This window comes from Yersinia fenwicki, from assembly GCF_043099325.1.
Classification (GTDB): Bacteria; Pseudomonadota; Gammaproteobacteria; order Enterobacterales; family Enterobacteriaceae; genus Yersinia.
Window position 1 is genome coordinate 26,448 of record NZ_CP170756.1, and the last position, 26,381, is coordinate 52,828.

Here is a 26,381-nt window from a genome sequence, read left to right on the forward strand (position 1 = left end):
TTCACAGGACGGGGAAGGAATGGCGCAGGTAAAAAGCGGCACTGTCAGCACCCGGCTGGATAAAATCACCGGGTTGCCGGTACAGGAAACGATGACGGATGTCTCCGGGGCTGAGCAGGGTCAGCACAGTTATATCTATGACGGACGGAACCGTCTGCGGGAAGAGAAAGACACAGACGGCAATATTACCACCTACCATTATGACCTGTTTGACCGAGAAGTTTCCAGGACGCTGGCTGACGGTACGGTGGTTACCCGCGAATATACCCCTGATTCAGGTAACGGGCAGGTCAGTGCTATTAAGATACGCGGCCCTGGGACTGACGGGAAAACGCTGACCATGGGGCAGCGTGAATATGACAGTCTGGGCCGGTTAACCCGTGAAATAAGCGGCGGCCGGATGACCGGCTACCGCTACGAAGGTACCTCTCCGGTACCGGTTGAAATCACGTTTCCGCCGGGGAAATCACTGAACTATGATTATATTCCGGAGCTGAGGAATGTTCTATCCTGTGTGAGCGGTGAAGGGATAAACCAGACGTATGACTACGATAACCTGACTGGTGCCCTGTTAAGTGCCGGCGAGGCAGATACCGGATACGACTGTGCCTGGTCACCGTCAGGCAAACTGATTCAGGAGCAGTTTACCCGCCCGGACAGTAAGCGGCAGGCAGATTATACTAGTACACTGGGCAGTGCTCCGCTTAGCTATACGGATATTACCGGGGCACAGACGTGTTATACCCGCGATGAATACGGATGGGTTACCGGAATACAGGACAGTGCACTTGACGTTGTGCTGAACTACGATGCCCTGAAGCGTCTGTCAGTTCAGACTGTGACGGACAGAGCCTGCGGCGCACAACTGACCACGGCGTTTGAATATGACGATTTCAGCCGTGAAATCAGCCGGACACTCACAGACAGTAAAGAAGCCACGCTGACCACAGAGATGCACCGGCTGAAAAACGGACTGCTGAGCCGCCGTGTCACCCGGCAGAGCAGCACGGTGCTGAAAGATGAGCTCTATGAATATGATTGCCGTCACCGGATAAGTGGCAGCAGTATCAGTATGATGCGATAAATAATCTGACCGAGGTTACTACCACTCTGGCGGACTGCAGTAAAGATACCGCCGTGTATCTCTACCGGAATACCGCAGACCCCGCACAGCTGTCAGAAGTGACACACACTCATGCGGCCTATCCGCCGCTGATTAAACTGGAATATGATACCAACGACCGGATGATTAAAGATGAAACGGGCAGAACCCTGGTTTACGACGTGGCAGGCCGGTTGACGGAGGTCAGCGGAGAAAATATGGCTCTGTCGCATTAGCGTAGAGAAGTTAGCAAAAGTGGCACTGCCGGTTTTTTAGGCAGCCAACAAATAGAATTGTTCCGTCGGGGATAAACCCTCGCCGTCGGGAGGCTGAAGCTGCCCTTTACGTATCATCTGCACACACTCAATGCCAGCCAATATCGTCTGTGCCCGGCGAAATGATTTGAATCCCAGCATCGGCCGTATTCGTCGTTTGATGTTTCGGTGGTCCTGCTCAATCAGGTTGTTCAGGTATTTACTCTGCCTGACGGTAATCGCTTCCTCATCAGGTTTTTCAGCGTTGAGCGTGGCTAAAGCTGCGGTGTTGGCTCCACTTTTATCGATGGTGACCACATCAGGTTCGCCGTGATAACGAATGGCCTTGCGAAAGAAGCGTAATGCCGCTGCAGCGTCCCGTTTGGCGGTCAGCAGAAAGTCGATGGTCTGGCCTGAAGTATCCACCGCGCGGTAAAGATATTTCCACTGACCTTTGATTTTGATGTAGGTTTCATCCATTCGCCACCGACGACCTACTGAGCGTTTATGCCGACGAAATACCTTATCCAGCAAGGGCACCAGACGGATAACCCAGCGGTGTAACGTGGAGTGATCAACAATAACGCCACGCTCTGCCATCATCTCCTCGAGATTACGCAGGCTGAGGCCATAAGCGAGATACCAGCGAACACACTGAGCGATAACATCAGTGGGGTAATGCAGGCTATGGAAGGCTTTTTGGATCAGAGACATGGTCAGGCAACATCGTAAAAAAAACAGCATGTTACCTGACTACGCCTTAATGCGACAGAACCAATAAAAGTTCGCCATAGCTAACGCGCCTACTTTCAATAGATTAACCTCATTGAGTTACTGGCGATTTCACCCTGAAATAAAAACAAAATATCAATATAAAACAATTGATTAATGAATTTTATTTGATGGCGAATTTTCATGAGTGGATATAAAATCAAGCAGATTACAGTACTGATTTCAGTGGCGATTTCAGGCTGAAATCGCCACTTCATTGATAGAATTACTGTGATAAATGTTTCTTCATTGTGTGCAAAATAAGTCGGTCAAGTTCTACCTGCAACTCTTTTGGCAAACGGCTAAACTCATAGCTAAAAGCGCGTCCCTTTATACGTTTTCGAGCGTATTTATCTTTTTCTTCAAAGTACCATAATTTTTCAACAACAGCAGCCTGTTTTTCAGGTTTAGCTAAAATACCGTCTAAAACATGTCGAAACGACTTTATTATTTCATTTTTCAGTTCATCAGAGACCAGCTCATTAGAATTAGGGATTTTTTCTATTTGCTTCCTAACCGAATCAACGAATGTTTCTAGTTTGAGACTACGCAGCCGTAATTGTTCATCAATATCAAGCAAGAATTTATAATCTGGATAGGTTAGTTCATATTGAACAGGGAAAAGTTCTAACATCATCTCAGGTACCGATGCGGCCTGAATAGCTCGAGTAACTTTCGCAGAAGATAGGCGTTCCGATTGGGCTATCTCCTTTTGGTTCATGCCCGAATCGCGGAGAAGTAAAAGCCTTAATCCAATCTCACGTAAATTATGTTCTTTTGCAGTTTGAATATCAGCGGCGAGTTTTCTCGCATCATCCATATCAATATCGTCCTGAGTAACCAGCACATTGAGATCGACATGGCAAATCAATGCGGCAGCTCTGCGACGTGACCCGTCGAGAATTTCAATTTTTCCGTCAATTATACGTCCAATTGCCGGGAAAAATTGTTGAAAACGAATGGTCCTGATAATGTCCTGAAGTGACTCCTCTGTAACACCGGCTTGATCTCTACCATTTGTGGCTAGAGATACAAATGAGCGTTCAGCAATATCTTCTGCTGGAATAGTTTCAAACATGAAGACAGCTTTTTTCCCTGAGGCAAGAGTAAAAATCTGGCGATAATTATCAGTTGATACATTGGACAAAGGGGAACCACTAAATGTCCGGCCGATGGTTAGGCGTTTTTTTGTCATGGAATACCTCAGTTCATCCGAATAAATTCGATGCGATCGAATACAGCTTTAGCAAAATCTTCCGCCGCAGCACGAGCATTTTTTAATGCTTCACTGCTGCCAACATAGGTCGAGGGGTTGGCGGAAATAACTGTATCAAAAGATTCGCCACATCGTTCAAAACCATCAAGGCGTGGTAGGGCCACATCCAACATATCCCCTCCAAATATCTCTTTGGCCAGGCTATGACAAAGTTTGTGGTCAGATTTATTCTGCAATTTAGACATAAATCCTATATTGCCCTGAAGGGGATACTTAGCCCCTGATTTTTCTATCATCTCAATAAGTTCAGGAAGGCGAGTGAGATACTTTAAGGTGGAGTGGAAATCGACTTGGGCAGGGGGGATCGGCGTCATAAGCAAGTTCGATGCAGCAATAGCATTACTCAGGAAAGCATCGAGATGTGGGCCACTATCGATAAAGATAAAGTCATAATCCTTCTTGAGTTTATCAATAATATTCTCTTTAAGAACGGTATAGATATTCTGTCCAGATAAATGTTCGGAACATAGCTCTTTCCATTGCGATGCAATAAATGCATCTTCAATAGAAGCAGGGATAACATCAACACCCTGCACAATAGAAGAAATGACAAATTCAGACAAAAGTTCTTCGCGGGATACATTCTGTAGCATTGCCTGAGCAGAGGTTGTATCTACAGCCCCAATAGAACGAGAGTGATTTAGAAACATTGTAGCTGAAGATTGAGGATCAAGGTCGATAACCAGAATTCTTAAATCTTCATAAAGTAGGTGAGGGTGGGCACGTAATCCATGAGCAAGTGAAACCGAACTAACTGTTTTCGATACGCCACCTTTCAAATTACCAACAAAAATCGTGAAGGCTTCACCGTGGCGATCACGGTATTTAGGAACACCACGATGGTGATAAATATCTATAATATTTTGCAGTGACATTGCATATTTTATAGATGTACCTGCCGGTTTCTTCAAAAATGTGTAACCTTTTTCTTCCATTTCGGTGACAGCATAGTCAACACTTGCGCGAGTCAATTTAGGTAATTTGGCAACAGTAGCCTTGGCATAAGTCTGGAAATAAGTCGTTTCTTCCAGCTCTTCCTTTTGTTCTTTAATCTGTTTGGTCAGAAGAGTGAGCATGTGTTCAGATCGCTCAGCCACTCTATAGATTTGTTTAGTATTTACAGACAAAAAACACCTCAACATGTAGAATTTAAGAATATACACAATAATGCTACACATAGGCGGTAATGTAAATTTTTTACTCTAAAATAAACTGAATTTTATTTTTAGTTGCAGATCTCCATATCAGAATAAGAGCATGCGCATGAATATCAATCACGCTACGTGAAATCTGAGAGATTTTTCAGAGCTAAGGCCACTACATTTCAATGTAGATGTTGCCTAGAACGGGCTTGATATAAGGTTTCTGTAGCTGGCGGTATTAGTTGGCTTGGTTTTTGACCATAAGAAGGCAGGGCATAGTCCCATAGGCGCTAACCAAATCTGAATTGGTGAATTCCTTCGTTCTGATACCTCCGTTTTCGCCGCCCTGAAGTACGGAGGTGTCGCTGGATCCTGCCCCATTCAGTTATGCACGTGAAAAGGCTCTGTCGCATTAGCGTAGAGAAGTTAGCAAAAGTGGCACTGCCGGTTTTTTAGGCAGCCAACAAATAGAATTGTTCCGTCGGGGATAAACCCTCGCCGTCGGGAGGCTGAAGCTGCCCTTTACGTATCATCTGCACACACTCAATGCCAGCCAATATCGTCTGTGCCCGGCGAAATGATTTGAATCCCAGCATCGGCCGTATTCGTCGTTTGATGTTTCGGTGGTCCTGCTCAATCAGGTTGTTCAGGTATTTACTTTGCCTGACGGTAATCGCTTCCTCATCAGGTTTTTCAGCGTTGAGCGTGGCTAAAGCTGCGGTGTTGGCTCCACTTTTATCGATGGTGACCACATCAGGTTCGCCGTGATAACGAATGGCCTTGCGAAAGAAGCGTAATGCCGCTGCAGCGTCCCGTTTGGCGGTCAGCAGAAAGTCGATGGTCTGGCCTGAAGTATCCACCGCGCGGTAAAGATATTTCCACTGACCTTTGATTTTGATGTAGGTTTCATCCATTCGCCACCGACGACCTACTGAGCGTTTATGCCGACGAAATACCTTATCCAGCAAGGGCACCAGACGGATAACCCAGCGGTGTAACGTGGAGTGATCAACAATAACGCCACGCTCTGCCATCATCTCCTCGAGATTACGCAGGCTGAGGCCATAAGCGAGATACCAGCGAACACACTGAGCGATAACATCAGTGGGGTAATGCAGGCTATGGAAGGCTTTTTGGATCAGAGACATGGTCAGGCAACATCGTAAAAAAAAACAGCATGTTACCTGACTACGCCTTAATGCGACAGAACCTTCCATAGCGATCAAGGGTCGCAATATACCAGCGCGCAGTTCCAATGCTGCCAGCAGGAGCTGGATGTTACAGGTAGCATGAGCCGAAAAGGTAACTGCCTGGATAATGCTGTTACGGAAAGGTTTTTCCGCAGCCTGAAAGCTGAGAGGGTTAACTATCGTCGTTATGAAACCCGAAGTCAGGGTATCGCTGATGTTATCGATTATATTGACAGTTTTTATAATCTGAAAAGGCGGCATTATCGGCTGGGAAATATATCGCCGGATGAATATGAACGCCGACTACAGCAATGTGCCTAAATCCGTGTCCGGTTTTAGTTGACCGTTACACTTAGGTAAACTGCAGTACCCCCCATCGGCAAGCCGACGGGTCCCATAATCTCAATTCTTCATATCCAACAGATGAGAGTAAGAAAGGCATAGTAGCTAAATAGCCGGTTAGTCAAGCATCGCAACGGCACGTTGCGATCCAAGCTTCTGTGGTGCTTCCAACATCGTTAAAAGACAGGTCTAGCGGGATTACAGTGATCCTAATTGATCATTGATTTAGTTAATTCCAATTTGCATGAAACCTCTGCCCAAATGAGAGTAATGTCATGTTAATAATATTAATAATATAAATTAATATAAAAACAATCAATTAATTAAAGATTTTCTATACGCTATGAAAACGACAGCTAAAAGAGAATGTTAAATTTAGAGGTATATTAAACATCACGTAAATAACTAGATTATTAAAAATGCGTGGTCAAGTATTTAATATGTTGATTAAGGTGTAGAGCCTGCGTTTTTCGTTGTGGATACCGCATAGCTAAAGTTGATGTAAGGCATCCATTTTGCAAACATACATACCCAGTGAAAAACACGGTTGTGGTAAAGGAGGCATCAGCGTTATCGCTGTCAGCCCTGTAAGCGCACCTTCCAACTCGACTATAACCCCCCCCGAAATGCATGACAGGACCATCGGCACTTCATTGAACGTAAGTATTACGTTTAATTTTATATCAACTCATTAAATACATGGCTACTTCCTGATTTCTAGCCATGGCGGTAAATCTGAGCAGACTGACAGCGAGGACAATAAGCATTAACGGTGGTCATGAGCAAACCTCAAAATTAGAGGCATTACATACCTGAATGCTTATATCCTGACGTTGATAATGTCATTGTATCTCCTTAAATAAAGACACCATTCGTATGAAAAAATCAAATAACGTAAGTGACCATTTTTCCCCAAAAAGTGCAAAAGAAGACAGTGAGATTGTTTATGCAAAAATTCACCCCGGAATTGGCATTGCACGAGTAGGTAACAGTCCCGATGAATATTTCATCGGGCCAGAGTACCCCTTGGTACAACCACTGCCTTACGGCTCAATGCGCGATAGTTCTGGCGCCATCAAACGACAGGCAGCCCGCTTCAGGGTTTACGGCTATAACAAAGCTGGCGTGGCTATCAGGGAATTAACTCCGGATATCGCAGACATTGAGTGGAAGGTGGAAGTTGCCAATACAAAAGCCTCTTGGTATGTCTTCGATGTGGCAATGGATCAGCGAACAGCAAAAGAAGTTCCCCGCCGTAACCCTGATGTCACTGAGTTACGACGTGAATTGGAAATCAGACCGCCCGCGAAAACCATCTGTGGCAAGAATACCGATGCAGTACAGTTAGACGGGGGAACTTTCTTCAGTGTGCCCGCGAATAAGAAAGTCCCGGTCAATTTAGGTGAACTGAGAACAGATGAGCAGGGCCGATTACTGGTATTGGGTGGGCACGGGTTAGCGGAATCGCCTAGTGGTGCGCCATTACTGGTTTATGATGATGAAGGTAAGGAACACAACTTCAATAACTCAGTTGATTGGTACGACGATATTTCAGATGGCCCTATTTCGGCTAAAGTCCAACTGAAAGGGAAAGATATTCCTGTCACTGGCGCTTGGGTGGTGGTGGCACCTCCAGATTATGCTCCGGGTATTGTGCCTTTCCGATCGTTATATGATATGGCGCTCAATACAGCGATTGATGCGGGTATGGTCTCTGCGGATGAAGAAACCTCATACACCAAACATATCTTACCGCAGTTAGAACGTCTTTCCGGGTTGCAGTGGGTAAATTTAGGGTCTGCACAACTGCACGGACCGGGTGGTTCCTATCCTATCAATACTGCACTGATCCACGAACTCGCTAACGACGCTAGCCAAGAAAAACGTGAAGAGGTGTATAAAAAATTCCGGGCACCTGACGATGAGACCTCCGAAGGTAATGACGCATTAAAATGGCCTCCATTATATGGCGATGCTTATGGCTTAAATGCTCCGGCTTTAAAAGGCGATCTTTTGCCGGTTTCAGCACAGAGTTATAAACATCTTACCAACTTTAGTCAGTCGCATTTTTCCGCAGATCTGAATAAAGAAGACTATCCACTGAATAGCGGTTTCCCTGCACCTGTTTATGCAAAACCTCTTGAGGAATCGCCTATTGCAGAACAACCTGCGCGGCTCGATGCTGGCCCGTTATCCTACTGTTGTGCTGATGCTTTCCACCCTGGCTGTGAACTGACATGGACTATGCGTCACGCCTCACTTTACAGTGAAGTGGCTCGCATTAAGCTCCGTGAACCTCATCTTCCGAGAGAGGATTATGGTGATATCTTGACGCCAGAGCAGGCGGTGGCGAAAGATGGTCCTTTGCATGCTCAAGCGCCTGGCGACCTGACTCGTTGGATGGGGGTGCCATGGCACGGTGATACAGCGCGTTGCCGCTCAGGTTATGATCCAGAATTTCATCCGTATTTGCCTTCTTACTGGCCAGCCAGTGTGCCTAATCAAGTCCTCTCTGAAGAGAATTTTTTGATTTACGCCAATACTGACCTGAGTGATGAAACGCGCCATAATGCTTTTCAGTTCCGGGATGTCTGGATGCGCAAGTTTATGACAGAGTTTGATAATCCTGAAGACACCATGCAGGCAATGGTTAAGCGATTTGATGAGATGGGCATTGTACAGCGCCGCCTGCCGCCTGCTGATTATGCAGAGCAACATCCGACAGTGTTTGTCGAGCAGCTCAAATCAAACCAAAAACCATTATCTAAAGCGGCATCTGCGATTGGTGGTTATATTGATGGCTCGCCTGTCAAAGACCGAGATGAACTTCTCAAAGAAGCGGGCTGGACGGATGAGGCATGGAATAAATTCCAACGACGTCTATGATGCCAATACTTTGCGATGTAATAGTTGTCGGAGCTGGCCCCGCGGGGGCTGTTGCGGCACGTGTTCTGGCCCTGAAGGGGCTGGACGTCATTATGTTAGACAAGTCGATTTCGTCGCAACCTAAGGTTGGTGAAAGCTTGCCCGGAGCTATCACCCCTTTGTTACAGGCAACGGGTTTATATCCTTGGTTTTTAAAGAGTAAACCATTGCGGAACTATGGCAATATCTCTATCTGGGGCAGTGATAGCCCGCAAGAGACTGATTTTATTAATGATCCCTATGGCTGTGGATGGCACGTTGATCGGCCGCGTTTCGAGAATTACCTGCGAGAGGCGGCCATCGATGCAAAGGCGCGCTTCCTGCATAAACCTCTGACATCGGTAAAGACCACCGCTCAAAGCGTTGAGGTGAATGCTGGCGATTGCACCATTACGGCACGATGGATTATCGATGCCAGCGGAAAATCTAGAACCGTGGCAGAGCGATTGGGTGGCATCATACATAGGGGGCCACCGTTACTCTCGTTGTATTCATGGTATTCCAGTCATCATGCTGACACGCGAAGTATTGTCGAAGCTATTCCGACGGGATGGTGGTATTCCGCTGGGCTTCCTGAAGATAAGCGGGTACTTGCTTTACAAGTTAATCCGAAAGAGGCTCGGCTTTATCGGCAGCCTGCCGATTTTATTGCACATTTGCGCGATAGCCAGCATATCAAACGCTGGTTTGCTGATGATGAGCACCATGATGCGCCGGTACATATGACCGATGCTACGGGAAGCCATCTGGTTAACGTCTCTGGCCAGCGTTGGCTTGCTATTGGCGATGCCGCATTGTCTTTCGACCCCTTATCATCGCAAGGGATTTATAACTCTGTTTATACCGGGCTACGAGGTGCTCAGGCAGTTTTTGCCTCCCTGAACAACGGAGACCAAACATTACTGACTGAGTATAATGAACGTATTTTGACCATCTACAGCACATACAAGGAGGAAATCAGACGCTATTACCGCCAAGAACAGCGGTGGCCCGAGGAATCTTTTTGGGCCATACATCATAATAATAAAAAGCAGTTTCTACCAAGAGAAACGTGAAATCTATTATGAGTTCACTCGAGCCACTGTATTAAACAGGACTCACTGAGCTGCTACTAATTAGGGCTACGGGTGTCAGGTGAAAATAGTGGTTTAGGGTGTAGTAGAACCAAAATAGCGGTTAATAGAATAAATTAAGTAGCCAATATAGACACAGCCAATTTGGTTGGTCTATTTTTGGCTATTTAACTGTCGCTACCGATGTAAATTTGACCCACCTAGGGTAAAAGTGGCAGTTTTAAGGCACTGCCAATGATGACATTGGAGACCAGAGTGGAGATTCACGTTTTACACCGTCAAGGCATGTCCATCCGTGCCACCGCACGGCAGCTTTCATGCTCCCACGAGACCGTTCGACGATATATCCGTAGTCCACTACCGGTGGCTGACATGCGTTACAAGCCGCGTATGCCGAGAACATGCAAGCTTGACCCGTTCAAGCCGTATGTTCTCGAGCGCGTTGCTGCTGCCAGACCACAGTGGATACCGGCCAGTGTGCTGCTATGCGAGATACGCCAACGGGGATATGATGGCGGATTGAAGTGGCACACTAAATTTGGCCACCTGAATAGAGGTGATATCATCGCCTCATAGTCAAAACAGGTGACATAATGACCAGAAGTAATAGACGTAATTTCAGCCCAGAGTTCAAACTTGAAGCCGCACAGTTGGTCCTCGATCAGCATTACACCGTTTCCGCTGCTGCCACGGCAATGAATGTCGGTAAGTCCACCATGGATAAATGGGTCCGTCAGCTTAAAGAAGAACGCATCGGTAAATCCCCAAAAGCCTCACCGATAACGCCTGAACAGATAGAGATCCGCGAGCTAAAGAAACGACTTCAACGTATTGAAATGGAAAACGATATTTTAAAAAAGGCTACCGCGCTCTTGATGTCGGACTCCCTGAACAATTCTCGCTAGTTGAGAAACTCAGGACGCGGTTTTCTGTTTCCACTGTTTGCAAGGTGTTCGGGATCCATCGCAGCAGCTATCGATACTGGTTCAATCGGCCACGTTTACCTGATGCGGAGCGTGTCCTTTTACTGGGGTTGATCCGTGAAGTTCACCACGCCAGTCAAGGTTCCGCAGGGGCGCGAAGTATTGCCGATATGGTCAGCGCAAAGGGAATGCCTTTAGGTCGTTGGCGGGCAGCTAAGCTAATGAAAGAACTGAATATCGTCAGTTGCCAACAACCCGCGCATCGCTACAAAAAGGCCACCAAAGAGCATGTAGATATCCCGAATCATCTGGAGCGTCAGTTCGCGGTGACCGAGCCTAATCAGGTATGGTGCGGTGATGTGACGTATCTCTGGACGGGTAAACGGTGGGCTTATCTGGCGGTGGTTTTGGATTTATTCTCCCGCAAACCAGTCGGCTGGGCGATGTCGTTTTCACCTGACAGTGCGCTGACGGGAAAGGCATTAACGATGGCCTGGGAATCAAGAGGTAAACCCGCGGGTATTATGTTCCATTCAGATCAGGGCAGTCACTATACCAGCAGGAAATTCAGACAGTTACTGTGGCGATATCGTATAAAGCAAAGCATGAGCCGGCGGGGAAATTGTTGGGATAATAGTCCAATGGAACGCTTTTTCCGAAGCCTGAAATCAGAATGGGTACCGAAAAGTGGTTACGCTAATTTTAGCGACGCAAACATAGCGATAACGAGTTATATCATTGGCTATTACAGCCGGCTCAGACCCCACCAATATAACGGTGGATTAACACCCAATGAATCAGAAAGATTGTTTTGGGAAAGCTCTAAAGCCGTGGCCAATTTTTGTTGACCACTTCAATGCTGAAGCTACCAGCGGCATAACTCAAGTGGTAGTTTCGGTACTATTTAAGTATCCCTATCCCGAACTGGTTTAATCCGGTACTGTATAAGCCTGTAATACCAACCCTAACCAGACTGGTATCATTAAAGGACTCAAACAGTACCATGACCATGTTTATTCGTGCCTACCTGCGGGCCTCCACCAGTGAACAGGATGCGCAACGCGCTCGTGATATGCTTGACCGTTTTGCTCATGAGCATAATGTTGTCATCTGCAACTATTATGCTGAGAATGAATCCGGTGCTCGTCTGGAACGCCCCGTACTTTTTCGTCTGCTCGACGACTGCCGACCTGGTGATGTGCTTTTGATCGAGGATGTTGATCGTCTTTCTCGTCTTAACGGGGATGAGTGGGAGCAATTGAAATTGATTATTCGTCAACGTGGTGTCTGCGTTGTGGCGGTCAATGTTCCTACCACCTGGCAGCATCTTTTACCCAAATCTTATGAATTTGATAACCGGATGTTTGCGGCCATCAATGACATGCTGCTCGATATGCTGGCGGCTATTGCTCGTCGTGATTATGAACAACGGCGGGAACGGCAGCAACAGGGGATCTGCAAAGCTAAAGCTGAAGGGAAATATCGAGGTCGTCAGATTAACAAGGTGCGTTACGATGCCATCAATCGATTGCTGTTGAGTGGCAGCTCCTGGAGCCAGGTGCAAAAAACCATTGGTTGTAGCCGGAGTACCATTAGTAGTGCCATCAAATATGCTGCAAGCCAGAACGAGGTAAAAAACTTACCCCACAGAGTGAACTCCCCTACTCCACTTTCCATGACGTTGTTTGTGTCGATAGAAAATGGCAGTAAATTTACCCGTGGGAAGAAAAAGACCCGAGAGTTGATTGACTGGTTCATCGAAGCTGAATTTGACGGTCAAGCCTTAGATGGCAATGAATACCGGGTACCGATGACCGCAGAAAACGATGAGCAATTGAAAGAGCAGGTAGATTATTTATTCAGTGAAATTAATATGATAGCGGATATTCGTAACTGTATGGTCATTGACTGCCTGCTTACCAATGATCAGACAGGCCAGGGCTGGGATGATTGTGCCGGTTGTTGGCGGTAAGTTGGTGCGACGAAGTCACGGATGAGTCCGGTATTTACTCACCTGCGTCATGTGTGGAGATAAGTTCAACTTGTGTGTATGTGGGTGTTGAGGTTTTAACATTCACGATAAGGGCATACTGGGCCAGAACCTCAATAAATTCATCCAGATTACCGGATACCCGAAACGGTACTGGCTGCAGCTGTTTCCCACCCACAGAGAAACCGGCATTTAATTTTTCTTTTTCTACATAAAAACCAGATGTTCCTGGGGGAAGCTCATCAATTTCTTCTGAGTGCCACTCCTTCTTGTTCATTACGGCATTATCCCACCCCTTTTCTTTCAGACATTCAGTCGCATACGTTAGTCGAAACAGGTCAGATTGCTTATCCAGAGCGCCGGTGCAGGAACGCCACAAGTATTCCAGGTGCTGCTTCAACTTACCCGTCAAACCTTGCTGACGACCTTTATCCAATAGCCATTGGATATCGATAGCGACTCGTTTCGAGAATCGTTTTTGTTTCTGTGCCAGAGACAACCAGCGAACCAAAAAAAGGTTCTCAGCGGTAGGTGCGCTGACTTTGCCTTCTTTGTGAGCCAAGTGAAGCGCAATGAGGGCGCAGAATGCCAGGTGGGAAAGTTCAGTCGTGGTATCTTCTATATTATTATTCATTAGGTTACGTAAGTCGGCCTAGTGTGAGCGAAGTTTTCATTTAATGAAATTCGGGTTATCTATCAAATAACTAATTGAAATATATGTTATTTAATTATATTTTTAATTCTCAACAAACGAGTTTTTTCTTCCAGACGTATATCTTCCATTGGTTGTTCAGTACGACTGTCTTTGATCGTGAGATTGAGTTGTTCGCTGATATGCTGAGATTCATTCTGGTTTAATGTGATGGAGGCAATGTGTACCGCGCAAGGATAAGAGTGGCAATCCAGCAAGTCAAGCCGATATCCATCGTCCATGTAGTTCCATTGTCTCAGTGACAATTCGGTTCCCTTGAGTATGGTGTACAAACCGTCGCGATTGAGCCGAATTTCATAATGCGGTAATGCTGGTCTGGCCCGGATATTCATCAGTCCGCAGTTGATGATGATGGTCTGATTTTCATGAAGAATATTTTCTGCCCGTTTTTTCATTTCATCTTTGTTCATGGTTAGCTGAATCCCTTATCCGCATAATGGTCTGCCGGGATGATTTAAATTCCCGGGTGATATTCGTAATATTGTTTCCAGTACGAAACCGAACCGTTTTGGACAGCATCAGGCGGCAAGCTCCAGTCGCAATTAATAGCCTATTATCGGTCAGCTATAGCGGCATGATGAATACGGTTGCCCCAAACTTCAAATAGTACAACTGCATGGCCACTTCGGCAGATGTTCCTGCATCAACGCCATTCGGCTCAGGGCAATGGCCGTTTCATCATGGGTCACAGGAACAGGACATTCCCCCGTTGTCATCAGCATATACCCTCTGTTAATGTAATACGCAAGGAATACATATGAAATACGCGTGTAATTCAAAGGGATTACATTATTTCTGTTTTGTGCTCCAAGCGGAAAAGCTGCTAGGTCTGCTTTTCCGAGCCCTAGAGCCATTGGTTTTCTGCTGGGGATCATACCTGTGTAATTCATTTGTATTACACAGTTACGCTGTACATAATCTGCAGGGAAATACCCAATACCCCCTGAATACATTCTACTTTTCACATAGCGCAATCCTGCCGTTTCCTCTCTATTCTGACCGACTCTGAGGCCTTATGCACGGGAATAAATCGCCGATACTGTTTTGCATGCGTGATTAAATGTAATACAAAAGACTTTTATGTGTAATATTTATGTATTACATAATATTTCCAAGCTGAAACGCACCGGTACGCTGGTCTTGGCGCTCAATTGCGGTATTCTAGATTGTAAATGGGCGTTATTCAGGCGGAGGTGAGTTATGGACAGCTGGTTAGATAAAGCCAGAGATAACATGTTGCGATATTCTTCAAGTCAGGCGTGGCCGACCGTCATGAAAGAGTGGTCGGTCACAGGGGGATTTATTGACTCGCACTCCATCAATAAAACCTGTGAGCTATGTGACAACGAAGGGCTGCGCTATCAGTTTCAGATTACCAACTCCCTCACACATTATTCCCTCTGGGTGGGCTCTACCTGCATTAATAAATTCGTCCCTGTTTTTGTGAGTGGCCGGGAGCTGCTCGGGGAAGAAAAAGAAGCTGAAGTGCGTAGAATTATGTCGGCCGCCCGGGCAACCTCACGGCAGGAACGCGCGAAGGCGGTTCTGGCACAGTTAAAAATCAAAGAGCCTGATAAATTCAGCGATCCGAAATGGGTGGCTAATCTCGATGTCGGGTACTCAGCCAGTCAGTTAAAAATGATTGCGGTGCTTTGTAAAAGCTACCAAATAATCTTTAACTCCGGGGATTTTAAAATCAATACCCGCAAGGTTAACGTTGTCGATCAAATCCGGATTCTGGAACCCTGGCAGTATTACACTATGAGGGACGCAATCCCTAAAAGCCGGCATAAGCAGTTTGACGCATGGTTTGCAGCGAAGAGAACCCGCTGAGTAATTAATGTAATTCTTATGTAATACATAAGAATTACATTAATGGTTAATCAGAGGCTTTTAAGGTGCTTTTTGAGTAGAGCATCGAATTTTTCACATTCTGCCTCCAGCTCAGGTTTTTTGTCATGATACATCGCGTAATGTTGTACTTCGGAAATTATACGACCGATAATTAAACTGTCTGTTTGATCAAGTGAATTAATGTCGGAAAGCTTGATGCCAATACAATCTAAAATTTTCTCTACGGTATCCATATTTAATCCCCAGACTCATTTTCAAGCGTATTAATTCGTTTTTAAGTTATCGTGCTTTCGGCCCTCTAACTACACTCCGTTCTCATTATGTAATATACAAGAAATACAAATGAATTTGTTATGTATTACAGATTCTCTTTTATCATCTCCAGAACCTTCTCCGGACCGACTTCCCGGGCCAGATACAGCGCAGCGCGTAACACCGTCGAATCGGTGATGGTTTTAGTTGTCAGTTCCTGAATTTCATCAACCAGCTCAGTACACATGACTTTTTCTGCCGGCGTCATGCGGATGGTTTTCGGGTTTTCGCTGGTTGTCCGGTTCCGGTTTACCTTGACGTTAGAAAGGCGAGTTTTTGCTTCGCCCTGACTGGATTCCGGCTTGACCATCGCGGGACGGGTGAGTGGACCTTTTGCCATTATGCAGCCTCTTTAGATAAGACAGTTTCTAGTTCACGCATTAGCGAGCGGTAATCGTTCAGTGCCAGTGAGCCTTTGTTATAGAAATAAAGTGGGACGCAGGCCACCTGTGCCTGTGAAATATTCTCATCTGCCCGGATACGGGTTTCCAGATAGTTATTCTTTGTCCGCTCACTGTTGCTCAACTGGTCATGGAGATAGGTATTCATTTTCTTCTTGGAAGCATTGTATTCGTTTCGGAAAACGCTGAACTGAGTAAAGCTGGTTTCTCTGATTTCATCCAGATAGTCCAGAACAACATCGAGCCCCGTCAGTGCGAAGCTGCCACCATCTACCGGGATCAGAACATGGTCTGCCATAAAAGCAGCGTTCGTGGTGGACAGGTTAAGACCCGGAGAGCAGTCAATCAGTATGTAGTCGAATTTATCCATCACTGACTGCAGATGGCGGGACAGGATTTTTTCCCTGTGGTGACGGGTAAGGCAGTTTTCCATCACGCGTTCAAATGAGGGATCTGAGGGGATTATAAATAAGTTATTAATCTTATCTTCACCGCTGACCGCTGGAATAATAGCATCCAGAATGTTGAAGCGCGGGTTGTTGTACAGATCGCAGATGGTATGGCCGTACTGGGCGTAGTATTTTTTCCCGTTGGCCATAACCTCTGTTGAGTTTGCCTGCTGGTCGCCATCAATAAGTAATACACGTCGTCCGCCCTGTGCAAGGGTCATTGCCAGGTTGGTGATCGTTGAGGTTTTACCTGCACCGCCTTTGTTATTCATGATGGCGATAATTTTAGCTTGGGTATCTGCCAAGGGAGCGAGTACAGATTGCTCTGGGGTTTCTGTCATCGGGAGTTCCTCTCTCTATGAAATACTTTTGTATTACGTTTTTGCGAAGACCAGACAGCGTCTTATGCAAAGATAATAGCACTATAAATGTAATACACAAGTATTTTATTTGAATTACATGTGTAGTTTTCAATGTTAGGGACCAGTATTTCGTATTCACGAATTGCTACTATGGAACTTCCTGTATGTAAACTAATCCTTACTCTACGGTTTACACGGGGCGCTTACTTTTGACGTGATTTTTCCTGTTTACTTTATCGATACTGATTTTTGTCATGCCATATCTTTTACATTATAGGTTTGGGCCGCTTTGGCTCCCCGCCTGCGCCCATCACGCGGAGCCACTAACGAGTCTCCGGCCTGTCGGCTACCAACCGATGCCTGACGTCAACATCCCGCTTGCAGCGACCGTTATGGTCGCGCCGCTTTCACTGCCCTGCGGTAAATCGGCAGGGCGCTAAAGCACCGGCAAAGCCGGTTTCTGGTTATGACCCCATTCTCTGCATTGTCACCGAAGTCAGTTGCCGTGAAAGACTTTAGCCCAGCGCGCCTCGCACACAAGCCCTTTTTCCGGACAAGCCATAAAAAGGGCTTGTGTACTCATCTTATCGCCGGGCGACGTCTTTTTATCACGGCAACAGCCTCCCGTGACACATCGAGGGAAAAGGAAGACGCCAGAAGACAGCCATTTTACCCTTACTCAGGAGAATTATTATGTCCCGTTTATCATCCGTTTTTCGTTCTGAAAATGTCATCCGTAAAGAACGCGCACTGACCAATGATGAGTTAATGCGCTACGTTCCGAGCGTTTTTTCTGAGGAAAAGCATGAGTCACGCAGTAGTCGTTACACTTACATTCCGACTATTACGCTTTTGGATAATTTGCGTAATGAAGGTTTTCAGCCGTTTTTTGCCTGCCAGACTCGCACACGCGATGCCGGGAAACGTGAACATACAAAACATATGCTGCGTTTGCGCCGTGAGGGACAAATTTCAGGTCAGGAAGTACCGGAAATTATTTTGCTGAATAGCCATGACGGAAGCAGTAGCTATCAAATGATCCCCGGTATGTTCAGATTTGTTTGTATGAATGGCATGGTGTGCGGTCAGACTTTTGGTGAAATTCGTGTGCCACACCTATGTTGATCTCTCAACTATGTATAATTAGCTGGCGAGGCATTGCCAGCTCCTACAGTTTATTAGCCAGGAGCTGACAACGTATTTACATAGTTACAGCGTTTTTAAGAAGTTAAGCAGGTCATCCGAAGCCCGAAATCGCTTGAATGCGGAGTCTGGTTCCTCAAGCCGGGAAAGCACTTCTTCCTTCATCTGCAAGTTGGCTTCGACGTAACGATGTGTCGTATTTACGCTTTCGTGACCAAGCCATAACGCAATAAGATTGAAGGAAACTCCGCTTTGCAAGAGATGCATGGCTGTCGTGTGTCTGAGGATATGTGGTGATACACGCTTGCTCTTCAGACTAGGTTGAATGAGAGCTGCACGGTTGACTGCAAGAGTTAAACGTTGTGTCACATTTGCTCGCGTCATCGGCTGGCCCGATCGGGCCGGAAGCAATGGTGTATCACCGAACATATTTGGGTTGATGCGCAACCACGCCCGTATCGCTCTAACCGTAGATTTCCATAGCGGTATCGAGCGCTTTCGTCTCCCTTTACCGTTCAGATGAATGCAAGCGCTTCCATCAAGCACAACATCAACGACACGGATATTGATAATCTCAGACACACGAGCTCCTGTATTGTAGATAAGCGTAAACAGTAAGTGATCGCGTTGTGAGATCCATCCATCGCCAGGGTGGCCCAGTATGGCGATCATTTCTGGCCGGGTTAAGTGGCCAATCAACGGTTGGTCAAAGCGTTTCATTGGTACACCAAGTGCACGCTCTACTGTGTGTAAGGCGGTGATATCGCGTCGCCCAGCAAACCTGAGGAACGTTCGCAAGGCAGTCAGGCGTAAATTACGGCTTCGTACCGAATTCTGCCGCTCTGATTCCAGGTGATCTAAAAACTTCAGAATGAGCTCGGGTGTGATATTTTCCAATTTCATCACTACGGGCTGCTTGTGTAGCTGTACGGCTGCGAACTCAAGAAAGAGCTTAATCGCATCCCGGTAGCAGGCGACAGTTTGAGGACTGAGAGCTCTTTGCGCTACCAGATATTCAGTAAAGAATTGCTGCACAATTTCCGGGAAGCTCGAGTGCTTCAATGTTGATTCATGCATCGCATACCTCCGGCATAGACATCTCGAACAGCTTTGCAGAGGGAGTCATCAGTTCAGGAACGGCTTGCAGATACCAATAAGTCTCCGCTACGCTGGCGTGCCCTAAATAAGTCGATAGCGACAACATTTCATGATCCACATCGATCCCTTGTTGTTGCCACAACTGAACCCGCCTTACCACAAACGAATGCCGCAGATCGTGTATCCGTGGTGCATAATGAGTACCGCGATTGCTCCAGCCCAATTTTCGGCGTAAGGCTCTGAATACTTGTCTAACTTGCTGTCCTTCTAATGGTTTCCCTAATATATCTGCACGCAAGCCAATGAAAAGATAAGCATCTTCATCCGACGCTACACCCGTTGATTCCCGCTGGTTCAGGTAATAATGTAATGCATGATTAGTGCTTGGGTGCAGCACGACTGAACGCGATTTCCCAAACTTGGTTCGTCGGATTATTAGCATTGCCTGATGTAAGTCTACATCGCTAATCCGTAATGATAATGCCTCGGAAATACGTAATCCTGTACTTGCGAGAAGACCGAAGAGGGTCTCGTAAAGTAGACCCCGGATGCTGTTATTCGGGCCCAGTTGTCTTGCGGCGGCCAACAGATCTTCGATATCTTGCTCACTGTAAATATGTGGCGTTCCGCGGCCTGGCTTTCGTCCGCATATTGAGCTGTCTGGCACTTCGGTATCCGGTTCTGACAATTGCAACCAACGCATAAAGGGCCGCAAATATTTCAGGCGACCGTGAGCCATGCTGATAGGTACTGTTTCAAAATGCCGTCCTTTTGATGCCCACTCAGTCATCAATTCAAGTGTTAATGGCCCGTGATAATTGGTTTGCTGGACGAATCTGGAGAAACTGCGTAAACAATAACTTGCATGACCCATCTCAAACCCCATGCCGCGTTTTTCGGAAAGATAGCGCTCAACTTGTGTGGACAGATCGTTCGTCATAGCGGTCTCCCTGCAGTATTAATGTCAGAACTACCCGGCCATGGCAGGGCTACGGATACCAACTTACGGCTGTCGAGTTTGGCGTAGATACGCGTGGAATTTAATGAGCGATGCCGCAAAATGTCAGCAATCTCCTTAATTGAAGAACCTGTCGCCAGTAATCTGTTGGCCATCGTGTGACGCAACAGATGGGCGCTGGTGTATTGAAGTCCGGCACGTGCATATACCTGCCGTATGGCAGTGCCGACGACCGATCTACATATGGGACGTTCACGGGGCGTTTTATGGCTGGCGAATACCATCCGATGCGAGGTTGTCGGCCTCCCGTTTTGAAGGTAAGCAATGATGGCGTGTCCAGTGGTTGCAGGCAAAGGCATGACATCGTCTCGACGGCCTTTTGTCCGACGCAGCGTTATGGTTCCGGTAACCCAGTCAATATCGTCCAGGCTCAGACGAGCGATTTCAGCAGTACGAAGGCCAAGATCTAATGCACAACGTACCATTGCATCAGCACGTAACCCGATTGGGTCTGTCTGCCGGAGTGACGTCAGAAGTTGTTCAATTTCGTTGATGCTGAGCGACTTAGGCAAAGATGCCTGTGACCAGCTAGCTGGATTAGTCAGGGCACCAACTAATACACGCAAATCATCCTCCTGCATAATGCGCCATCGGAAATAACCGCGAAGACTTGATACGACCAGGCTAAAGCTGGTCGGTGTCCTGTAAAGACTGGCCTGTATGGTGAGAAAATCCCGGACATGTTCGGGGGCGACGTTAGATAATTTAATGGCACCATCATCAAATCTCTCACGAAGAAATCGACCAATGATGCGTATGGAGTTCTCTCGAGTACTCTTCGCGAATCCACGAGCCTGTTGTAGGTAGCTATCAAAACGGCGGAGTTCTACGGCCACTGGGGTCATGTCCATAGGTTTAGGTGGGATTAACTCTGTGGTTCGCAACATGTTTAATAAGTGCCCAAGGGGCGAGCGACTGTGGTTGCGCCGATATCCCGTAACAGGATCAATATAATTGGGAACGCGCAGGTGCAAAAATTCTTCAACCAATGCCTCATTTACATCACTCAAGGACAGGCGCATTTCCGACATCCAACGTGAGAACTTTGCCATGACCTCCCCGCAACGCTGAATATAACTGTTCGAATATCCATGACGGGTTAAGTACTCTCGAAATGTCGCTCTGTATTCAATCAATAATGGAACATAGTCGGCAGAGTCACCGTGATTGCATAAAGTGGGTTGATCGGTATTCATGATCGTCTCCTTGAAATGGGAGACAACAGGTTGGTTCGAAAATGAAAACTATGTATAGGAGAAATTTTAAGCCAGCTACCTGCAACAGGTTAAATGGAGACAGACTAGCGACAAACTATACATAGTTGAGAGATCAACATAGGTGCGGCTATGAAGTGGTCAACAAAAATTGGCCACGGCTTTAGAGCTTTCCCAAAACAATCTTTCTGATTCATTGGGTGTTAATCCACCGTTATATTGGTGGGGTCTGAGCCGGCTGTAATAGCCAATGATATAACTCGTTATCGCTATGTTTGCGTCGCTAAAATTAGCGTAACCACTTTTCGGTACCCATTCTGATTTCAGGCTTCGGAAAAAGCGTTCCATTGGACTATTATCCCAACAATTTCCCCGCCGGCTCATGCTTTGCTTTATACGATATCGCCACAGTAACTGTCTGAATTTCCTGCTGGTATAGTGACTGCCCTGATCTGAATGGAACATAATACCCGCGGGTTTACCTCTTGATTCCCAGGCCATCGTTAATGCCTTTCCCGTCAGCGCACTGTCAGGTGAAAACGACATCGCCCAGCCGACTGGTTTGCGGGAGAATAAATCCAAAACCACCGCCAGATAAGCCCACCGTTTACCCGTCCAGAGATACGTCACATCACCGCACCATACCTGATTAGGCTCGGTCACCGCGAACTGACGCTCCAGATGATTCGGGATATCTACATGCTCTTTGGTGGCCTTTTTGTAGCGATGCGCGGGTTGTTGGCAACTGACGATATTCAGTTCTTTCATTAGCTTAGCTGCCCGCCAACGACCTAAAGGCATTCCCTTTGCGCTGACCATATCGGCAATACTTCGCGCCCCTGCGGAACCTTGACTGGCGTGGTGAACTTCACGGATCAACCCCAGTAAAAGGACACGCTCCGCATCAGGTAAACGTGGCCGATTGAACCAGTATCGATAGCTGCTGCGATGGATCCCGAACACCTTGCAAACAGTGGAAACAGAAAACCGCGTCCTGAGTTTCTCAACTAGCGAGAATTGTTCAGGGAGTCCGACATCAAGAGCGCGGTAGCCTTTTTTAAAATATCGTTTTCCATTTCAATACGTTGAAGTCGTTTCTTTAGCTCGCGGATCTCTATCTGTTCAGGCGTTATCGGTGAGGCTTTTGGGGATTTACCGATGCGTTCTTCTTTAAGCTGACGGACCCATTTATCCATGGTGGACTTACCGACATTCATTGCCGTGGCAGCAGCGGAAACGGTGTAATGCTGATCGAGGACCAACTGTGCGGCTTCAAGTTTGAACTCTGGGCTGAAATTACGTCTATTACTTCTGGTCATTATGTCACCTGTTTTGACTATGAGGCGATGATATCACCTCTATTCAGGTGGCCAAATTTAGTGTGCCACTTCAAGGGATATTTCTAATTGTGTGGTGTTTTGATTGATAAATTCGTTATTTATTTTCCGTGACATGTTTTTTCCTTAATTAGTCAGAAGGAAAATAGAATATATAGTTTTTCGAAGGTGTTTTATTCGTTTTTGTGCCTCAGACTCTCAAATTTATGGGTGTGACTGACAATAAGCCCAATAGTTGAATCTTGCCGTATAGGGGGATTATATGAAGACGGGTAATTAAAAATAGGTGCAAAATGAACCGGTACAAGTTGCACCTATTTTTCGAGGCGCTGACCTGTCTGCATAACTTTGTGGTCATGAGCGATCAACCTGCTAGAAAAAGAGGCAAGCGCCGGGACGGCTTCATAGCTAAATATTGGTAATGTTTTTAACTATATAATCATGAATTTAAAAGAAATTAAAGTATGCCTAGTTGGTGTGAATATAGCGGCTTTGGGCATATTTAACCCCCATGGCTCCTCACTTTGCTTGAAAAAATGTATAACCTGTTTGGATATTTTTATTGGCATCGGTTTTGTCTGGTGTGCAAAGAGTAGTCATTTTTTCCCCACTCTTAAGTGAACATAATGTTGGCATTATTAATTTTAGCTCCCTAAATGTCGATGTGGATCAATGTTTAGGGCGCTAACTAGTCTTAAGTACTGCGTAGAGAGGGTTTTGAGAGTGTGCGTGCGTGATCTTTCAGAATCATGATAATGGGGTATGATTTATAAGGATATTTTATTGAGTCAGGGTGATGGAGATCGTTCTGCTGGGATCCATTTGTTGCAAGCGGATAAAAAACGGGTAATATTCACAGAGATTTGTGCTGAAGTCACTGGCTTGTAAGAGGCTGAGCGCCGAGGAATAACAGGCTATGTGGCTTTAGGCGGCATAGTAGCGTTGGATGGGCATATCCTTAAATGCTCAAGGGAAAAGGTACCAGAACAGCGGGCCTTAAATGCAAAAACCCCCCGAAATCTGTCTCAACTTGGCGGAAGGTTCAGATATCAGGGGGTCACAAAGCAGGCGCTGGCCTGTGAGAGATTATAACTCATGCAATTCAGAACACAATACCCGTCCGCCATAAGTGCTGGCGGGTGTGACTAAGAAACATTCAGAAAACCTATCAATTGATCCTTCTTGGGAAAATATCAATTTCGATGCGCTAGAGCGTGCCGCAACGGATGACACCTATTGGCAGTGGATTGATGAAAGCAACCTGCAAACACCTCCAAAACCTACCAAACGCCGAAGGGGTGAGCATTCGACGGCGTGTAAATGCCCAAACCCTATATACATCAGGCCTGAACATTACAAACCGTTGTCTGGCGAGTTTGGTCATGGCTATCGCCGGCTGGTGAAACGTGACAAGAAAAGCGGTCGTATATCACTGCGTATTCGTCTTTCACGCCATCCTTACTTTGTTCAGATGCGGCGGGTTGCCGGACGTTCCCGTGATTTTCGTCCTGACCGGCAAAATTTGCTCGATGCGATCCCCCCTCTTCTTATCAGCGTCGCGGACAGAGCAACTAACATCGTTACGATGAATGTCAGCCGACTGGCCAACGAGCTCAGTCCGAAGGATGAAGACGGATATGTCATTTCTGAAACAGCGGTGACCGTCCGTCGGGTATGCACTCTGATCCAGGAGCTTATACGTTTTGGCTTACTTGAGTTGCCAGAGGGTGTCCAGTGGGACAGTTTTAACCGCTACTGGTATCCGAAGCATGTGGTTTTGTCGGAGCAGTTTTGGAAGCTGGTCGGCGTAAATATCGATAAGCTCTACGCGCAGCAGCAGGAGCGACTGGCGGCCGAAGCTGAGGGGCTTATTGCGCCAGGTGAGGACATTAGCGTCAGTGCTGCCCGTAAACGTTGGTATGAACGTATGAGGCATGCGACGCTTGTTCGGCGGCGAGAAAACGCCCTGAAACAGAAGCGTGCGAAAAAACTGGGTACGCTGGAGTTTGACGATCGTCTCTACGCAATGGCGGATCATTTAACTAAAACGCTTCCGGTCGATGAACTTTATCAAATGACGCCGGATGAATTTGAGCGTCTGGCCCACATGCGATTGTATCAACTTGACCTCGGGCTGGAACAAGCCCCTCCGGACAGCGTTCACTGACGCTTTAATCAACGCATAAATATCCTCTAACCGCCGCTGGCGGTTTTCGTGCTGGCCAGGTGCGAAGAATTGCCTGTAAATCATCCAGAATAAATGTCTACCTGAAGCTAAAATTCCCCTCCCGGAAGCAAACTGTGATGCTTTCTTTTCTTATCCACAATTACCCGCAATTGGAAAACAAGGCTTACCCGTAAATGTATCTTTTGTTATCCGCAATATACTCTTAACCCAGAGTTCTTTTTCTTTTAATTAATAAACTAATTAAAAAGATCTTACTCCGTTCGGCATTTTGTGTGGATTAAGGACATAAGTGACTTCCCTTGCAGTGAGCAAACTCGCGCCGGTTCGGAAAATCGCTACGCGATGGTAGCTCCCACCTACAGTGCGCAAACTTCAGCTCTGAACATGCATCTAGAACAGTAACCCGTTGCCACTAAAAAGCCTCCACGCTCCCGGCCAAAGGCCGGAAACAGAGTGGCTTTACAATGGGTGTTCTAGCTAGAAAAATTTTATCGCTGGAAGTAAGTTGGCTGTAAGTACTAGATACACGCTCGTAGCTTCGCTAACGCTCGCACGCGGAGATACGCCCCTACTGCGGCCAAAGGCCTTGTCGGGACCACTCCGACCGCGCACAGAAGCTTCTGTATTACTTTAAGCGGGTATGGCTTCTCAGGGCGAGGGGATGGTTAGGCAAAACCTATCAAACCGGAACCGGCTTCGCCGGGTTACCGGCGACCCTTAACGACAGCGTCGTATAAAGCTATTTTTGTCGCCTTCATGCGTAAACGCATAACTAAAAAATATTTTAAAACATTCAGTTAGGCTATTTATTGCGATATAATTAACCTTATATGCCGTGCATGTACCACGTATAAGATGGATAACGCCAGGGAGAAGTAAATATCTGTGAGCACTGAATCGTTGACGAAAAAATCCGGTCATCTGGCCTGGTGCGCGATGGTCGCACTTCAGCTGGCAAAACGTGACGGCAAGGTAAGCTCTGAATCCCAGGAAAATCTGTTCCTAACTCGCTGGCTGGCCACCGCACTTAAACAGCACCGATTTCCCCGCGACGTGGCCCCGGATATCGAATGGCTGCTAAAGCAGGGCCGGACTCTGGGAGCCAGAGCAAAGATGCTTCACAAGCTTGATGGTTAGGAAGTTGGATCCCTTTTTTTCCCTTAGGTCAGAGGCAAAAGAGGGTGATAAGGCTATGCGTTTCATCAGCTCAGGCAGCGCGACGTTGACAACTGGTTAAAATAACCCCCTTTTTGATGCTAAATCCAAATTTCAGGCAGATCTTCCCTAGGCCGCCTGCCGCAATCA

Annotated in this window: 24 protein-coding genes and 4 pseudogenes; 13 read left to right on the forward strand and 15 right to left on the reverse strand. The window is 46.6% G+C overall.

Features of this window, described 5'->3' with window-relative positions; genetic code table 11:
• Positions 1-19: 19 nt before the first annotated feature.
• Positions 20-1,084 carry a hypothetical protein gene (locus tag ACF3VQ_RS21620; protein ID WP_392435883.1) on the forward strand — a complete coding sequence of 355 codons (1,065 nt, stop codon included), beginning with the start codon at positions 20-22 and terminating at the stop codon, positions 1,082-1,084.
• A complete protein-coding gene (locus ACF3VQ_RS21625; RefSeq protein ID WP_392435885.1) occupies positions 1,039-1,338 on the forward strand; it encodes a hypothetical protein in 300 nt (99 codons plus the stop codon). Before ACF3VQ_RS21620 ends, ACF3VQ_RS21625 begins: the two co-directional genes overlap by 46 nt.
• A gap of 36 nt (positions 1,339-1,374) precedes the next feature.
• Here ACF3VQ_RS21625 and ACF3VQ_RS21630 read toward each other — a convergent pair whose 3' ends face one another.
• The 4 genes from ACF3VQ_RS21630 to ACF3VQ_RS21645 all read right to left on the reverse strand — a co-directional run bounded on the left by ACF3VQ_RS21630 (position 1,375) and on the right by ACF3VQ_RS21645 (position 5,693).
• Positions 1,375-2,070, reverse strand: a complete 696-nt coding sequence (locus ACF3VQ_RS21630) for an IS6 family transposase (protein WP_392435870.1) — start codon at positions 2,068-2,070, stop codon at positions 1,375-1,377.
• A 283-nt stretch (positions 2,071-2,353) separates the two neighbouring features.
• The gene (locus tag ACF3VQ_RS21635) at positions 2,354-3,322 is read right to left on the reverse strand and encodes a ParB family protein (protein ID WP_392435887.1); all 969 of its coding nucleotides are present in this window, start codon (positions 3,320-3,322) and stop codon (positions 2,354-2,356) included.
• Positions 3,323-3,330: 8 nt separating this feature from the next.
• Entirely contained in the window at positions 3,331-4,545 is a 1,215-nt protein-coding gene (locus ACF3VQ_RS21640) for an AAA family ATPase (RefSeq protein ID WP_392435890.1), read from the reverse strand.
• A gap of 452 nt (positions 4,546-4,997) precedes the next feature.
• The gene (locus ACF3VQ_RS21645) at positions 4,998-5,693 is read right to left on the reverse strand and encodes an IS6 family transposase (RefSeq protein WP_392435870.1); all 696 of its coding nucleotides are present in this window, start codon (positions 5,691-5,693) and stop codon (positions 4,998-5,000) included.
• A gap of 66 nt (positions 5,694-5,759) precedes the next feature.
• Here ACF3VQ_RS21645 and ACF3VQ_RS21650 point away from each other — a divergent pair.
• Together ACF3VQ_RS21650 and ACF3VQ_RS21655 are read left to right on the forward strand one after the other, a co-directional pair.
• Positions 5,760-6,056: pseudogene (locus ACF3VQ_RS21650) on the forward strand (IS3 family transposase); the annotation flags it as partial.
• A 507-nt stretch (positions 6,057-6,563) separates the two neighbouring features.
• Positions 6,564-6,690: pseudogene (locus ACF3VQ_RS21655) on the forward strand (IS1 family transposase); the annotation flags it as partial.
• Between the two features lie 104 nt (positions 6,691-6,794).
• Here the strand turns inward: ACF3VQ_RS21655 and ACF3VQ_RS21660 are convergent.
• Entirely contained in the window at positions 6,795-6,857 is a 63-nt protein-coding gene (locus ACF3VQ_RS21660) for an IS1 family transposase (protein ID WP_392435893.1), read from the reverse strand.
• A 96-nt stretch (positions 6,858-6,953) separates the two neighbouring features.
• On the opposite strand from ACF3VQ_RS21660, the gene ACF3VQ_RS21665 reads away from it, so the two are divergent.
• From ACF3VQ_RS21665 to ACF3VQ_RS21685, 5 genes are all read left to right on the forward strand, one after another.
• Positions 6,954-8,963 (forward strand): LodA/GoxA family CTQ-dependent oxidase, encoded by a 2,010-nt coding sequence (locus ACF3VQ_RS21665; protein ID WP_392435889.1) that lies wholly within the window; start codon positions 6,954-6,956, stop codon positions 8,961-8,963.
• A complete protein-coding gene (locus ACF3VQ_RS21670; RefSeq protein WP_392435896.1) occupies positions 8,963-10,057 on the forward strand; it encodes an NAD(P)/FAD-dependent oxidoreductase in 1,095 nt (364 codons plus the stop codon). Before ACF3VQ_RS21665 ends, ACF3VQ_RS21670 begins: the two co-directional genes overlap by 1 nt.
• Before the next feature lie 252 nt (positions 10,058-10,309).
• Positions 10,310-10,651, forward strand: a complete 342-nt coding sequence (locus tag ACF3VQ_RS21675; RefSeq protein ID WP_392435802.1) for a helix-turn-helix domain-containing protein — start codon at positions 10,310-10,312, stop codon at positions 10,649-10,651.
• Between the two features lie 17 nt (positions 10,652-10,668).
• Positions 10,669-11,846, forward strand: a protein-coding gene (locus tag ACF3VQ_RS21680; RefSeq protein ID WP_392432225.1) for an IS3 family transposase whose coding sequence is annotated in 2 segments (ribosomal slippage) — positions 10,669-10,927 and positions 10,927-11,846 — 1,179 coding nt in all. Because the reading frame shifts where the segments join, the coding sequence is not laid out codon by codon here.
• 155 nt (positions 11,847-12,001) lie between these two features.
• Complete coding sequence (locus ACF3VQ_RS21685; RefSeq protein WP_392435804.1) at positions 12,002-12,970, forward strand: recombinase family protein; 969 nt, start codon at positions 12,002-12,004, stop codon at positions 12,968-12,970.
• Between the two features lie 34 nt (positions 12,971-13,004).
• Here ACF3VQ_RS21685 and ACF3VQ_RS21690 read toward each other — a convergent pair whose 3' ends face one another.
• The 3 genes from ACF3VQ_RS21690 to ACF3VQ_RS21700 all read right to left on the reverse strand — a co-directional run bounded on the left by ACF3VQ_RS21690 (position 13,005) and on the right by ACF3VQ_RS21700 (position 14,422).
• Positions 13,005-13,622, reverse strand: a complete 618-nt coding sequence (locus tag ACF3VQ_RS21690) for a DUF2913 family protein (RefSeq protein WP_392435807.1) — start codon at positions 13,620-13,622, stop codon at positions 13,005-13,007.
• A gap of 86 nt (positions 13,623-13,708) precedes the next feature.
• Positions 13,709-14,110, reverse strand: a complete 402-nt coding sequence (locus ACF3VQ_RS21695; RefSeq protein ID WP_392435810.1) for a hypothetical protein — start codon at positions 14,108-14,110, stop codon at positions 13,709-13,711.
• Between the two features lie 189 nt (positions 14,111-14,299).
• Positions 14,300-14,422 (reverse strand): hypothetical protein, encoded by a 123-nt coding sequence (locus ACF3VQ_RS21700; protein ID WP_392435811.1) that lies wholly within the window; start codon positions 14,420-14,422, stop codon positions 14,300-14,302.
• Between the two features lie 478 nt (positions 14,423-14,900).
• Between ACF3VQ_RS21700 and ACF3VQ_RS21705 the strand changes: the two genes are divergently transcribed.
• Positions 14,901-15,533 (forward strand): hypothetical protein, encoded by a 633-nt coding sequence (locus ACF3VQ_RS21705; RefSeq protein ID WP_392435813.1) that lies wholly within the window; start codon positions 14,901-14,903, stop codon positions 15,531-15,533.
• 50 nt (positions 15,534-15,583) lie between these two features.
• On the opposite strand, the gene ACF3VQ_RS21710 is transcribed toward ACF3VQ_RS21705, so the two are convergent.
• From ACF3VQ_RS21710 to ACF3VQ_RS21720, 3 genes are all read right to left on the reverse strand, one after another.
• On the reverse strand, positions 15,584-15,787 hold the full coding sequence (locus tag ACF3VQ_RS21710) for a hypothetical protein (protein ID WP_392435816.1): 204 nt from the start codon (positions 15,785-15,787) through the stop codon (positions 15,584-15,586).
• A 125-nt stretch (positions 15,788-15,912) separates the two neighbouring features.
• Positions 15,913-16,206 (reverse strand): hypothetical protein, encoded by a 294-nt coding sequence (locus tag ACF3VQ_RS21715; RefSeq protein ID WP_392435818.1) that lies wholly within the window; start codon positions 16,204-16,206, stop codon positions 15,913-15,915.
• Complete coding sequence (locus ACF3VQ_RS21720; protein WP_392435820.1) at positions 16,206-17,057, reverse strand: ParA family protein; 852 nt, start codon at positions 17,055-17,057, stop codon at positions 16,206-16,208. The genes ACF3VQ_RS21715 and ACF3VQ_RS21720 overlap by 1 nt, the downstream gene beginning before the upstream one ends.
• A gap of 714 nt (positions 17,058-17,771) precedes the next feature.
• Here ACF3VQ_RS21720 and ACF3VQ_RS21725 point away from each other — a divergent pair.
• A pseudogene (locus tag ACF3VQ_RS21725) lies at positions 17,772-18,194 on the forward strand (DUF932 domain-containing protein); the annotation flags it as partial.
• Positions 18,195-18,287: 93 nt separating this feature from the next.
• Here ACF3VQ_RS21725 and ACF3VQ_RS21730 read toward each other — a convergent pair.
• The 4 genes from ACF3VQ_RS21730 to ACF3VQ_RS21745 form a co-directional block, all read right to left on the reverse strand.
• Entirely contained in the window at positions 18,288-19,298 is a 1,011-nt protein-coding gene (locus ACF3VQ_RS21730; protein ID WP_392435823.1) for a tyrosine-type recombinase/integrase, read from the reverse strand.
• Positions 19,291-20,259, reverse strand: a complete 969-nt coding sequence (locus ACF3VQ_RS21735; RefSeq protein WP_392435826.1) for a tyrosine-type recombinase/integrase — start codon at positions 20,257-20,259, stop codon at positions 19,291-19,293. The genes ACF3VQ_RS21730 and ACF3VQ_RS21735 overlap by 8 nt, the downstream gene beginning before the upstream one ends.
• Positions 20,256-21,533: a site-specific integrase gene (locus ACF3VQ_RS21740; RefSeq protein ID WP_392435828.1), complete on the reverse strand. Its 1,278-nt coding sequence runs from the start codon at positions 21,531-21,533 to the stop codon at positions 20,256-20,258. Before ACF3VQ_RS21740 ends, ACF3VQ_RS21735 begins: the two co-directional genes overlap by 4 nt.
• Positions 21,534-21,692: 159 nt before the next feature.
• Positions 21,693-22,870, reverse strand: a protein-coding gene (locus ACF3VQ_RS21745) for an IS3 family transposase (protein ID WP_392432225.1) whose coding sequence is annotated in 2 segments (ribosomal slippage) — positions 21,693-22,612 and positions 22,612-22,870 — 1,179 coding nt in all. Because the reading frame shifts where the segments join, the coding sequence is not laid out codon by codon here.
• A gap of 1,159 nt (positions 22,871-24,029) precedes the next feature.
• Between ACF3VQ_RS21745 and repA the strand changes: the two genes are divergently transcribed.
• Both repA and ACF3VQ_RS21755 read left to right on the forward strand, forming a co-directional pair.
• Positions 24,030-25,055, forward strand: coding sequence for a plasmid replication initiator RepA (gene repA / locus ACF3VQ_RS21750; protein WP_392435830.1), 1,026 nt, complete (start codon positions 24,030-24,032; stop codon positions 25,053-25,055).
• 957 nt (positions 25,056-26,012) lie between these two features.
• Positions 26,013-26,207 (forward strand): annotated as a pseudogene (locus ACF3VQ_RS21755) (DUF2913 family protein); the annotation flags it as partial.
• Between the last annotated feature and the right edge of the window lie 174 nt (positions 26,208-26,381).

Bases quoted from the DNA above. Each gene is read 5' to 3' on its own strand.
- ACF3VQ_RS21675 (WP_392435802.1), top strand. From the start codon at position 10,310: ATGATGACATTGGAGACCAGAGTGGAGATTCACGTTTTACACCGTCAA.
- ACF3VQ_RS21720 (WP_392435820.1), bottom strand. From the start codon at position 17,057: ATGACAGAAACCCCAGAGCAATCTGTACTCGCTCCCTTGGCAGATACC.
- ACF3VQ_RS21630 (WP_392435870.1), bottom strand. From the start codon at position 2,070: ATGTCTCTGATCCAAAAAGCCTTCCATAGCCTGCATTACCCCACTGAT.
- ACF3VQ_RS21645 (WP_392435870.1), bottom strand. From the start codon at position 5,693: ATGTCTCTGATCCAAAAAGCCTTCCATAGCCTGCATTACCCCACTGAT.
- ACF3VQ_RS21695 (WP_392435810.1), bottom strand. From the start codon at position 14,110: ATGAACAAAGATGAAATGAAAAAACGGGCAGAAAATATTCTTCATGAA.
- ACF3VQ_RS21635 (WP_392435887.1), bottom strand. From the start codon at position 3,322: ATGACAAAAAAACGCCTAACCATCGGCCGGACATTTAGTGGTTCCCCT.
- ACF3VQ_RS21735 (WP_392435826.1), bottom strand. From the start codon at position 20,259: ATGACGAACGATCTGTCCACACAAGTTGAGCGCTATCTTTCCGAAAAA.
- ACF3VQ_RS21690 (WP_392435807.1), bottom strand. From the start codon at position 13,622: ATGAATAATAATATAGAAGATACCACGACTGAACTTTCCCACCTGGCA.
- ACF3VQ_RS21740 (WP_392435828.1), bottom strand. From the start codon at position 21,533: ATGAATACCGATCAACCCACTTTATGCAATCACGGTGACTCTGCCGAC.
- ACF3VQ_RS21715 (WP_392435818.1), bottom strand. From the start codon at position 16,206: ATGGCAAAAGGTCCACTCACCCGTCCCGCGATGGTCAAGCCGGAATCC.
- ACF3VQ_RS21640 (WP_392435890.1), bottom strand. From the start codon at position 4,545: ATGTTGAGGTGTTTTTTGTCTGTAAATACTAAACAAATCTATAGAGTG.
- ACF3VQ_RS21620 (WP_392435883.1), top strand. From the start codon at position 20: ATGGCGCAGGTAAAAAGCGGCACTGTCAGCACCCGGCTGGATAAAATC.
- ACF3VQ_RS21705 (WP_392435813.1), top strand. From the start codon at position 14,901: ATGGACAGCTGGTTAGATAAAGCCAGAGATAACATGTTGCGATATTCT.
- ACF3VQ_RS21670 (WP_392435896.1), top strand. From the start codon at position 8,963: ATGCCAATACTTTGCGATGTAATAGTTGTCGGAGCTGGCCCCGCGGGG.
- ACF3VQ_RS21710 (WP_392435816.1), bottom strand. From the start codon at position 15,787: ATGGATACCGTAGAGAAAATTTTAGATTGTATTGGCATCAAGCTTTCC.
- ACF3VQ_RS21665 (WP_392435889.1), top strand. From the start codon at position 6,954: ATGAAAAAATCAAATAACGTAAGTGACCATTTTTCCCCAAAAAGTGCA.
- ACF3VQ_RS21730 (WP_392435823.1), bottom strand. From the start codon at position 19,298: ATGCATGAATCAACATTGAAGCACTCGAGCTTCCCGGAAATTGTGCAG.
- ACF3VQ_RS21685 (WP_392435804.1), top strand. From the start codon at position 12,002: ATGACCATGTTTATTCGTGCCTACCTGCGGGCCTCCACCAGTGAACAG.
- ACF3VQ_RS21700 (WP_392435811.1), bottom strand. From the start codon at position 14,422: ATGCTGATGACAACGGGGGAATGTCCTGTTCCTGTGACCCATGATGAA.